Annotated in this window: 8 protein-coding genes; 6 read left to right on the top strand and 2 right to left on the bottom strand. The window is 66.4% G+C overall.

Annotated elements, in window-relative coordinates; genetic code table 11:
- The coding region (gene purU / locus AC04MI_RS20110) for a formyltetrahydrofolate deformylase (RefSeq protein ID WP_476498521.1) at positions 1–738 on the bottom strand (738 nt) is incomplete at its 3' end.
- 72 nt (positions 739–810) lie between these two features.
- On the opposite strand from purU, the gene AC04MI_RS20105 reads away from it, so the two are divergent.
- Positions 811–3,129 (top strand): putative bifunctional diguanylate cyclase/phosphodiesterase, encoded by a 2,319-nt coding sequence (locus tag AC04MI_RS20105; protein ID WP_476498520.1) that lies wholly within the window; start codon positions 811–813, stop codon positions 3,127–3,129.
- A gap of 26 nt (positions 3,130–3,155) precedes the next feature.
- Here AC04MI_RS20105 and AC04MI_RS20100 read toward each other — a convergent pair whose 3' ends face one another.
- Positions 3,156–4,022 (bottom strand): ChaN family lipoprotein, encoded by an 867-nt coding sequence (locus AC04MI_RS20100; RefSeq protein WP_476498519.1) that lies wholly within the window; start codon positions 4,020–4,022, stop codon positions 3,156–3,158.
- Positions 4,023–4,093: 71 nt separating this feature from the next.
- Here AC04MI_RS20100 and AC04MI_RS20095 point away from each other — a divergent pair, with 71 nt between their 5' ends.
- From AC04MI_RS20095 to AC04MI_RS20075, 5 genes are all read left to right on the top strand, one after another.
- Entirely contained in the window at positions 4,094–6,040 is a 1,947-nt protein-coding gene (locus AC04MI_RS20095) for a type IV pili methyl-accepting chemotaxis transducer N-terminal domain-containing protein (protein WP_235511605.1), read from the top strand.
- The gene (locus tag AC04MI_RS20090; protein ID WP_476498518.1) at positions 6,037–6,786 is read left to right on the top strand and encodes a response regulator; all 750 of its coding nucleotides are present in this window, start codon (positions 6,037–6,039) and stop codon (positions 6,784–6,786) included. Before AC04MI_RS20095 ends, AC04MI_RS20090 begins: the two co-directional genes overlap by 4 nt.
- Before the next feature lie 205 nt (positions 6,787–6,991).
- On the top strand, positions 6,992–8,284 hold the full coding sequence (locus AC04MI_RS20085; protein ID WP_476498517.1) for an MFS transporter: 1,293 nt from the start codon (positions 6,992–6,994) through the stop codon (positions 8,282–8,284).
- Between the two features lie 20 nt (positions 8,285–8,304).
- On the top strand, positions 8,305–9,714 hold the full coding sequence (locus AC04MI_RS20080; RefSeq protein ID WP_056745778.1) for a NarK family nitrate/nitrite MFS transporter: 1,410 nt from the start codon (positions 8,305–8,307) through the stop codon (positions 9,712–9,714).
- A 34-nt stretch (positions 9,715–9,748) separates the two neighbouring features.
- Positions 9,749–10,988 (top strand): molybdopterin-dependent oxidoreductase (locus AC04MI_RS20075; RefSeq protein ID WP_476498516.1); only part of this gene is annotated, 1,240 nt, incomplete at its 3' end.

Genomic DNA, 10,988 nt, shown 5'->3' with positions numbered 1-10,988 from the left:
GTCTTCCACGGTGTCGGTGTGGTCGGCGCGSGCCACGTCCTGCTCGATGATCGGGCCTTCGTCSAGGTCGGCCGTCACATAGTGSGCSGTGGCGCCGATSAGCTTCACGCCSCGGTCRTGSGCCTGGTAGTARGGCTTGGCGCCCTTGAAGCTGGGCAGGAASSWGTGRTGGATGTTGATGGCCCGACCGGCCAACTTTTGACATAGGTCAAGAGAAAGTATCTGCATGTAACGGGCCAATACCACCAACTCGGCCCCTTCGCCCTCGATAATCTCAAACTGTTTGGCTTCGGCCTGGGCCTTGGTGCTACCCGTCATCGGGATGTGATGAAACGGCACGTTGTAGCTGGCCGCCAGCTGGTAGAAGTCGCGGTGGTTGCTGATGATGGCGCGSAYGTCGATGGGCAGCAGACCACTCTTCCAGCGGAACAGCAGGTCGTTGAGGCAGTGGCCTTCCTTGCTGACCATGAGCACGGTTTTCATGGGGGCTGCCGTGGCGTGCAGGCTCCAGTGCATGTTGTAGGGCTCGGCAAAGCTGGTCAGGCGCGCTTTGAGGGTGGGGTGGTCGTGCTGGTCGCAGGCAAACTGCACCCGCATGAAGAACAGGCCCGTGGCGTGGTCGTTGTACTGCGCGGCTTCTTCGATGTTGCCGCCATGCTCCAGCAAAAAGCCGGAGACGGCGTGCACCAGCCCCAGGCGGTCGGGGCAGGACAGGGTAAGGATGTAGGCGTTGGTCATAGCTGCGCAATTGTCGCAGCAAGGGCCAAAGGCCGTGAAACCGTGAAATCAACAAGGAGCGCAAGAAGCGCAATGGGCAACGAGGGCTATGCCTCATCACTGGTCCCCTGGCGGGGCATGCTGCTGTACCTGGTGCTGGGGGTGGCCTGGGTGTTTGCGGGCGATGTGTTGCTGGCCCACTGGGTGACCGACCCGGCCCTGCTGACCCGTTTTCAGACCTGGAAGGGCTGGGGCTATGTGGCGCTGACCAGCGGCCTGGCCTGGTGGCTGCTGCGGCGCATGCGCCGCGCCGAAAAGGTGCGAATGGCCATGGCGCAGGAGCTGACGCAGATCGTGCGCCATGCGCCGGCCGGGTTTGCGCGGGTGGCGCTGGACGGCAGCTTTCTGTGGGCCAACGCCCGCCTGTGCGACCTGCTGGGGGCCACGCCCGCGCAGACGCTGGGTCTCAATTTTCGCGATGTGATGATCGCCCAGGACCCTGACTGGGCGGCGTCGCAGCTGGAGCGCCTGCTGGCTGGCGAGATCGACCACTATGTGGGCGAGCGCCATTGCCTGCGGCTGGACAACGGCCGCCGGGCGCCTGTGCTGTGCACCGTGACACTGGCGCCCGAAGTGGGCGATGAGCCCGCGCACCTGGTGTGTGTGGTGCAGGACCTCGACGAGATCAAGGCTGCGCGTGCGGCGCTGCAGCGCAGCGAGGCCCGCCAGCGCCTGGCGGCCACGGTGGTGGACAACACCATGGAGGGCGTGGTGGTGACTGACGCACACAGCCGCATCCTGTCGGTCAACGCGGCGTTCACCCGGCTGCTGGGCTATACCGAGGAGGAGCTGCTGGGCAAGACCCCGCGCGTTTTCRAGTCGGGCCGCCACGACAAGGCTTTTTATGAGGCGATGTGGTCGGCGCTGACCGAAACCGGGTACTGGCAGGGCGAGATCTGGAACCGCCGAAAGAACGGCGAGATCTTCCCGGAGCACATGTCCCTGTCGGCCGTGCGCGACCCGGCGGGCGAGATCACGCACTACGTGTGCATGTTCACCGACATCTCCGAAGAAAAGGCCCAGCAGCGGCAACTGGAATACCTGGCGCACAACGACTCGCTCACGGGCTTGTCCAACCGCACCTGGTTCGGGCACCAGCTGGAGCTGGCGGTGCAGGAGGCGCAGGGCAGTGGCGAGCACATCGCCGTGCTGCTGCTCAACCTGGACCGCTTCAAGGACGTGAACGACAGCTACGGCCATGCCACGGGCGACGAGGTGCTCAAGCACATTGCGCGGCAGGTGCAGTCCGCCCTGCGGCCCGGAGACGTGCTCGGGCGCATGGCGGGCGACGAGCTGGCCGTGGTGGCGCGCAACCTGCGCCATGCCGATGGTGCCGCCGCCGTGGCGCGCCACCTGATCCGCGCCGTGGCCGAGCCCTGGCGTTCGCCCGACGGGCTCGAGGTGGTGGCGGGCGTCAGTGTGGGCATCTGCATGTTCCCTGAGCACGCTGGCACCACCGAACTGCTGCTGCAGGGCGCCCACGCGGCGGTCTATGGCGCCAAGGCGCGCGGCCGGGGGGCGTGGTGCTTCTTCCACGAGGCCATGACCCAGGCGGCACGCGAGCGGCTGGAGCTGGAGTCGCGCCTGCGCCTGGCGCTGGCCCAGGGCCATCTGCAGATGTACTACCAGCCCCAGATCGACATTGCCACCGGTCGCATCCAGGGCGCCGAAGCCCTGGTGCGCTGGAACGACCCGCAAGAGGGGCTGATCTCCCCCGCGCGCTTCATTCCCGTGGCCGAGACCTCGGGCGTCATCGGCCCGCTGGGGGAATGGGTGGTGCGCRAGGTCTGCCGTCAGGGCCAGCAATGGCGTGATGCGGGGCTGCCACCGCTGACCCTGGCGCTGAATGTGTCACCGCGCCAGTTCCACCTGACCGACTTGGCCGGTTGCACGGCGGCCGCGCTGCAGGCCAGCGGGTTCCCCGCGGCACTGCTGGAGCTGGAGATCACCGAAAGCGCCCTGGCCGAACGTACCGAAGAAGCCCGCCAGGTGCTGGTGCGCCTGCGCGAGCTGGGGGTACGCATCGCGGTGGATGACTTCGGCACCGGCTATTCGTCGCTGGCGCAGCTCAAGCGGTTTCCCATCGACGTGCTCAAGATCGACCAGGGATTCATCCGCGATATTCCGCAAAGCGAGGACGACATGGCCATCAGCGCCGCCATCATTGCCATGGGGCACAGCATGGGCCTGTCGGTGCTGGCCGAGGGGGTGGAGACCGAGGGCCAGCTGGCCTTTCTGCGCGAACGGGGCTGCGACGCCTACCAGGGCTACCTGTGCAGCCGCCCTGTACCCGCCGACGATTTTGTGGCGCTGCTGCGCGCGCAGGCGGAGCCTGCCGCTGCGCAGGGCTGAATAGGGTGAACAGGCCCTGAGTGCGCTCAGACTTTCTGTCCGGGGGGCGCAGGGCGCCACTGCTCGCGCAACTCTGCGCACACATCACGCGGAGGCAGCGCCGGGGTCTGGACCACGGCATCTGCTTGTGCACCTGATTTGATAGCGGCTGGCGCATGTTCCACCTGCGCTATCACTACTTTTGACACCAGATTTGCCGGCCAATGCGTTGGCACGCCCAGGTGGCGCAGCACATGGCCGCCGCCAGCCACCAGCAGCACTGTCTGGCCGGAGCGCAACGCCTCCTGGGCCGTCCGGGCCATGCTGGAGTCGCGGGCGATCTGGATGCGGGCCATGGGCGCAATTTGCGACTCCGGCAGCAGCCCGCAGTGGCCGTCGCGCAGCGCCTGGTATTGCTGCGCCAGCGCGGGGGCGGGCAGGTGCCGGTCCCAGCCGGCCTCCGCCATGGCGGCCCGCATGCGGGCGCGGGGCAGGTTGCCTCCCAGCACGGGCACGCCGGCGCCCACGGCCGCCATCACCACCGGGCCATAGGCCTGCCATGGCCAGGCGGCGTTGTCCCATTGCAGGGCGGCCTGGGCCTGCGCTTCGCTGKCATCGCGTGGCAGGCCCCGGGTGCTGTGGCCCCGCTCGGCCATCTCCATCACCACGGCCGCCAGCTGCCCGCGCGCAGACAGCCACGCCACGGCCTCGCGCTGCAGGCGCTGGTGGTCGGGTGCATCGTGCTGCTCGCCCAGCAGCAGTACATCGGCGGGAAGCAGGCTCTGCAAGCGGCCGGTCCAGAGGGGGGAGGGCGGCGTGCCGGTGGCAGGGGCGTAGGCGCAGCCAGCCAGCGCCACGGTGACGCTTCCCAGCACCAGCCAGGTACGCAGGAGAGGGAGGGGTAGTCGTTGCATGGCTCCATGCTACGCGGGCCGCTCTTGACCCAGGTCAAGGTTGTGGTGATGCCCCTTCCCTACACTGCGCCATGCGCTCCCGTCCCACGCTCTCCACCAAACTTCTTGCCATGGGCGCGGGCTTCTTGTTGGTGGCGCTCGCGTCCATCGGCCTGACCCTGTGGGTGACCTGGAAGCTTGAGGGCGGCGCAGCTGCGGTCAACGAGGCGGGCCGCCTGCGCATGAACATGTTGCGCATGGTGCTGGTGCTGCAGACCGAGCCACCCGAGGCCGTGCAAGAACGCGCCCGCCAGTTCGACGCCAGCCTGGAGTTGCTGCGCACGGGCGATCCGTCGCGCCCCCTGTTTGTGCCGTGGAGCGATGAGACACGTACGCGGTTCGATGGCATCCGCGCCCGATGGGCCGAGGCCCGCACCGGGTGGGTCAGCGCATCGCCCCCGGACCGCGCCCGGAACCTGGCAGAGGCTGATGCCTTTGTGCAGCAGGTCGATGGTTTTGTGGATGCCATCGAGATCCAGATCGCGGGCTGGACTGCCGCGCTTCACCTGTTCCAGCTGTTCATGATGGCGCTGGCCATCGTGGCTGCCGTCACCTTCATGGCCGTGAGCTATCTGCTGGTCATCAATCCCGTGGCACGTCTGCAGCAGGCCCAGGCCCGGCTGCGCCAGGGCGAGCTGGGCACGCGGCTGCCGGTGGATACGGATGACGAGTTCGGTCAGCTGTCGGCGGGCTTCAACCTCATGGCGCATGCACTGCAGGCATCGCACGACGAGCTGGAGCACAAGGTGCGCGAAAAGACCGCCAGCATCGCTGTGCAGAACCAGCGCCTGGCCGCGTTGTATGAGGTGAGCGCGCTGGCCAGCACGGCGGGCAGCCTGGAGCTGCTGGCCCAGGGTTTTGTGCAGCAGATCCGCCGCGTGGCGGGGGCCGACGCAGCCGCCGTGCGCTGGTCCAATGAGGCCAACGAACGCTACGTGCTGCTGGCGGGCGACGGCCTGCCGCGCACCATGGCCGAGGGCGAACATTGCCTGCACACGGGCACCTGCCTGTGCGGCCAGCCGCAGGCCCAGGCGCGCACGCGGGTCATTCCCATCACACCGTCCACGACCGTTGCCTTGCCCCATTGCCGCGAGGCGGGGTTCCAGACCATGGTCACCATCCCGGTGCAGATGCTGCAGCGCCTGCTGGGCGAGGTGGATCTGTTCTTCCGCTCGCCAGTGGAGCTGACCGATGAACTGCGCGACCTGCTCGAAGCCATGACGCGCCACCTGGCCAGTGCCATGGAGGGCCTGCGTGCCACCGCGCTGGAGCGCGAGGCGGCGGTGGCAGAGGAGCGCAGCCTGCTGGCGCGGGAGCTGCACGACTCCATCGCCCAGTCGCTGGCCTTCCTCAAGATCCAGACCCAGCTGCTGCGCGATGCCGTGGCGCGCGGCGATGAGGCCAAGCGCGACCGCAGCATCGGCGAGCTGGATGTGGGGGTGCGCGAGTGTTATTCCGATGTGCGCGAGCTGCTGGTGCACTTCCGCACCCGCACCAGCGAGGAAGACATCGAGTCAGCGCTGCGCGCCACCTTGTCCAAGTTTGAGCACCAGACCGGCATGGCCACCACGCTGGGCATGGTGGGCCACGGCTTGCCGCTGGCGCAGGACGTGCAGATCCAGGTGCTGCACATGGTGCAGGAGGCATTGTCGAACGTGCGCAAACATTCGGGCGCCACGCGGGTGGATGTGCTGGTGCACCGCCATCCACGCTGGCGCTTTGAGGTGCAGGACAACGGCACTGGCTTTGAGGTGGCCTCCGTGCCACCGGACTCGCTGCATGTAGGCCTGGGCATCATGCGCGAGCGGGCCCAGCGCATTGGCGCGGTGGTCCAGGTGGAGTCCGCTCCGGGGCAGGGCACCCGCGTGTGCATCGAGCTTCCCTCGGTCGCCCCCACCCAGCCTCACCAGCCCGCCGCATCCACCCATTCAGCGGGTTCGATATACGCCGTAGCCCCCCAACAAGCCACCATGCCATGACGACCTCCGTATCGCCCGTTGCCACCCCCCCCGCGTCAGCGCCGACGACACCGCCGGTCACGCTGCTGGTGGTGGACGACCACACGCTGTTCCGTCGCGGGCTGATCGCGCTGCTGAGCCAGTATGAGGGCCTGTCCGTGGTGGGCGAGGCGGGGGATGCCGCGCAGGCCCTGCGGCTTGCGCCCCAGCTGCAGCCGCAGGTGATCCTGCTCGACAACCACCTGCCCGGGGTGATGGGCGTGGATGCCATCCAGGGCCTGCGCGAAGTCTCGCCCGCCTCGCGCGTGCTCATGCTCACCGTGAGCGAGGACGCGCAGGACCTGGCCACCGCGCTGCGCAACGGCGCGCAGGGCTACCTGCTCAAGACCATCGACGGCGACCTGTTGGCCCAGGCCATTCGCCGTGCCGCCCGGGGCGAGCCCGTGGTCAGCCCCGAACTCATGGGCAAGCTGGTGGCGGCGTTCCAGTCGCAGGGTGTGCCCGAGATAGCGCCCGCAGCGTCCGTACCCGCCGATGCCGCTGCGGTCGCTGCAGGCGCCGTCAGCGGCTTCACCCCCCTGTCCCCGCGAGAGGAAGACGTGCTGCGCGAGATTGCACGCGGTGCCAGCAACAAGGAGATCGCGCGCACGCTCGACATCGCTGAGACCACGGTGAAGATCCACGTGCAGCACATCCTGCGCAAGCTGGGCCTGAGTTCGCGCGTGCAGGCGGCGGTGTACGCCTCGGACCGGCAGCGCGCGGAATAGCGCTGGCCCACGCACGCTCCGGGCGCGTCGGGCTGGTGTGGTGCGGGTGCTACTACCCACAACGCTTGCGCCATAGTTCTTTCGGACGACGCCCCGCCCCGGGTAACTAGTCCCTCTGCCGCGCCGCACACCCTCTAGTGAAGGATGTGCAAAAGCCCCTGCACACGCGACCATTCCTCTCATGCAAAAAGAGAGGAATCGCGCAATGGCCAACGCAACCCTGCCCCCGGGCGACAGCCCGCAGCGCACCCGCCAGGCTTGGTCGGTGCTCATCGTCAGCACCTTCGCCTTCACGGTCTGCTTCATGGTGTGGATGATGTTTGGCGTCATCGGCATCCCCATCAAGAAGATGCTGAACCTGAACTCCACGCAGTTCGGGTTGCTCATGTCCATGCCTGTGCTCACGGGCTCGCTGGTCCGGGTGCCGTTGGGCATCTGGACCGACAAGTTCGGCGGCCGCATCGTGATGGCCGCCGTGATGGCCACCACCGTGCCCGCCATCTGGCTGATGGGCTACGCCACGGAATACTGGCACTTCCTCACCATCGGCCTGTTTGTGGGCTTGGCGGGGGGCTCGTTCTCAGTGGGTACGCCCTATGTGGCGCGCTGGTTCCCCAAGCATCGCCAGGGCACGGCCATGGGTGTGTATGGCGCGGGCAACTCGGGTGCAGCCGTGAACAAGTTCGTGGCGCCGGTGCTGCTGGTGGCCTTCGGCTGGACCATGGTGCCGCAGGTGTATGCGGCCATCATGCTGGGCACGCTGGTGCTGTTCTGGTTGTTTAGCTACAGCGACCCGRCCCACCTGGTGCCCAGCAACGTCAAGTTCACCGACCAGCTCAAGGCGCTCAAGGACCCCAAGGTCCTCAAGTACTGCCAGTACTACAGCATCGTGTTYGGCGGCTATGTSGCSMTSTCGCTGTGGATGGTGCAGTACTACGTSGGCGAGTTTGGCCTTGATATCCGCGTGGCGGCGCTGCTGGCCGCGTGCTTCTCGCTGCCCGGTGGTGTGCTGCGCGCCATTGGAGGCATGCTGTCCGACAAGTACGGCGCCCACAGCGTGACCTGGTGGGTGATGTGGGTGAGCTGGATCTGCCTGTTCCTGCTGAGCTACCCCCAGACCGATTTCACCATCGTCACCGTCAACGGCCCCAAGACCTTCCACATCGGCCTGAACGTGTACCTGTTCACCGGTCTCATGTTTCTGCTGGGCATTTGCTGGGCCTTCGGCAAGGCCAGTGTCTTCAAGTACATCAGCGACGACTACCCCCACAACATCGGCGCCATCAGCGGCATCGTGGGTCTGGCTGGCGGCCTGGGCGGGTTCGTGCTGCCGATCCTGTTCGGTGCGCTGATGGACCTYACCGGCATCCGCTCSAGCGCYTTCATGCTGATGTACGGCGTGGTSTGGGTYTCGCTCRTCTGGATGTACTTSACCGAAGTGCGCAACACCCGTCTCATGGGTTCGCAGGGCGCTGTTGCGCAACCTGCCACCCGTTGATCTTTCAAGGAAAACTCACCATGTCTGCCACTACCACCAGCGGGCGCCAGGGGCGTCTGCTCACCCTCTGGGCCCCGGAGGACAAATCGTTCTGGGAGCGCGAAGGCGAAGCCATCGCCAAGCTCAACCTGTGGATCTCGGTACCCGCGCTGTTCCTGGCCTTTGCCATCTGGCAGGTCTGGAGCGTGGTCGCCGTGAGCCTGCCGGGCCTGGGCTTCAAGTATTCGACCAACCAGCTGTTCTGGCTGGCGGCGGCGCCCGCGCTCTCGGGCGCCACGCTGCGCATCTTCTACTCGTTCATGGTGCCGCTGGTCGGTGGCCGCCGCTGGACGGCGATCTCCACCGCCTCGCTGCTGATTCCGGCCATCGGCATCGGCTTTGCGGTGCAGGACAACACCACGGCCTACCCCACCATGCTCATTCTCGCGCTGCTGTGTGGCCTGGGCGGCGGCAACTTCAGCTCCAGCATGGCCAACATCAGCTTCTTCTTTCCGAAGGAGCGCAAGGGCTCCGCGCTGGGTGTGAATGCGGGCCTCGGTAACCTGGGCGTGTCGGTGGTGCAGTTCCTCAGCCCTCTGGTCGTGACGGCCGGTATCTTTGGGGTCTTTGGTGGCGATGCACAGACCATTGTGAAGAACGGCCAGACCGCGCAGGTGTGGACGCAGAACGCCGCCTTCATCTGGGTGCCATGGATTGCGCTGACGGCGCTGGCCGCCTGGTTCGGCATGAACGACATTGCCGATGCGCGTGCCTCGTTCGCTGCGCAGGCCGCCATCTTCAAGCGCAAGCACAACTGGCTGATGTGTGTGCTGTACCTCGGCACCTTCGGGTCGTTCATCGGTTATGCCGCAGGCTTTCCGCTGCTCATCAAGAGCCAGTTTCCTAACATCAACCCCCTGGCCTACGCGTGGCTGGGGCCGTTGGTGGGTGCGGTGGTCCGGCCGTTTGGCGGGTGGCTGGCCGACAAGCTCGGTGGGGCGCGCGTCACGCTGTGGAACTTCATCGTCATGGCGATTGCCGTGGTGGGCGTCACGGTGTTTCTGCCATCCGCAGGCAATGAAGGTCAGTTTGCAGGCTTCTTCGTGTGCTTCCTGGTGCTGTTCCTCACCACAGGCATCGGCAATGGCTCCACCTTCCGCATGATCCCCGTGATCTTCCTGACCGAAGCCATGCGCGGTGTGGACCCCCGCAACACTGCAGCCGTGGCCCAGGCCAACAAGGAAGGCAACACCCTGGGCGCCGCCACGCTGGGCTTCACGGCCGCCATGGCGGCCTACGGCGGGTTCTTCATTCCCAAGAGCTATGGCAGCTCCATTGCGCTGACCGGCAGCCCCCACGCAGCTCTGTGGACGTTCTTCGCCTTCTACCTCGTTTGCATCGTGATCACCTGGTGGCACTACGCGCGCAAGAACGCAGCCATGCCTTGCTGATGACCCCTGAACAGAACAGAACAAGGAGCCCCCGATGAGCCATTTCCTCGACCGCCTTTCGTACTTCTCGCAGCCCCGCGAGACCTTTGCCCAGGGCCATGGCGAAACCAATGGTGAAGATCGCACCTGGGAAGACGCCTACCGTGACCGCTGGGCACACGACAAGATCGTGCGCAGCACCCACGGCGTGAACTGCACGGGCTCCTGCTCGTGGAAGATCTACGTCAAGGGCGGCATCGTCACCTGGGAAACCCAACAGACCGACTACCCCCGCACCCGGCCCGACCTGCCCAATCACGAACCCCGTGGCTGCGCACGCGGCGCCAGCTACAGCTGGTACCTGTACAGCGCCAACCGCGTGAAGTACCCCATGGTGCGCGGCCGCCTGCTCAAGCACTGGCGCGCTGCCATCGCCCTGGCCAAGAGCCCGGTGGACGCCTGGGCCAGCATTGTCGAGAACGATGCCTCCAAGCGCGAATGGCAAAAGCAGCGCGGCCTGGGCGGCTTTGTGCGCAGCACCTGGGAAGAAGTCAACCAGATGATCGCTGCGGCCAACGTGTACACCATCAAGAAGCACGGCCCGGACCGCATCATCGGCTTCTCGCCCATCCCGGCGATGTCGATGATTTCGTATGCAGCGGGTTCGCGTTACCTGAGCCTCATCGGCGGCGTGTGCATGAGTTTTTACGACTGGTACTGTGACCTGCCTCCCAGCAGCCCGCAGACCTGGGGCGAGCAGACCGACGTGCCCGAGTCGGCCGACTGGTACAACAGCTCGTACATCATTGCCTGGGGGTCCAACGTGCCCCAGACGCGCACGCCGGATGCGCACTTCCTGACCGAGGTGCGCTACAAGGGCACCAAGGTGGTGTCCATCACGCCCGACTACTCCGAAGTCGCCAAGCTGGGCGATCTGTGGATGCATCCCAAGCAGGGCACCGACGCTGCGGTGGCCATGGCCATGGGCCATGTGATCCTCAATGAGTTCTACTTCAAGGACGGCGGCAAGGGCCGCTCGGCGTACTTTGATGACTACGCGCGGCGCTACACCGACCTGCCGCTCTTGGTGGTGCTGAAGGAAAAGACGCTGCCCGATGGCCGCACGGTGATGGTGCCCGACCGCTATGTGCGCGCCAGCGACTTCCCCGGCCAGCTCGACCAGTCCAACAACCCCGACTGGAAGACCGTGGGCTACGACGAACTGGGCCAGATCACCCTGCCCAACGGCTCCATCGGCTTCCGCTGGGGGGCCGACGGACGTGCCGACCAGGGCC

It is taken from the genome of Acidovorax sp. LjRoot204 (assembly GCF_056175785.1).
This window is presented reverse-complemented; position numbering and strand designations above follow the sequence as displayed.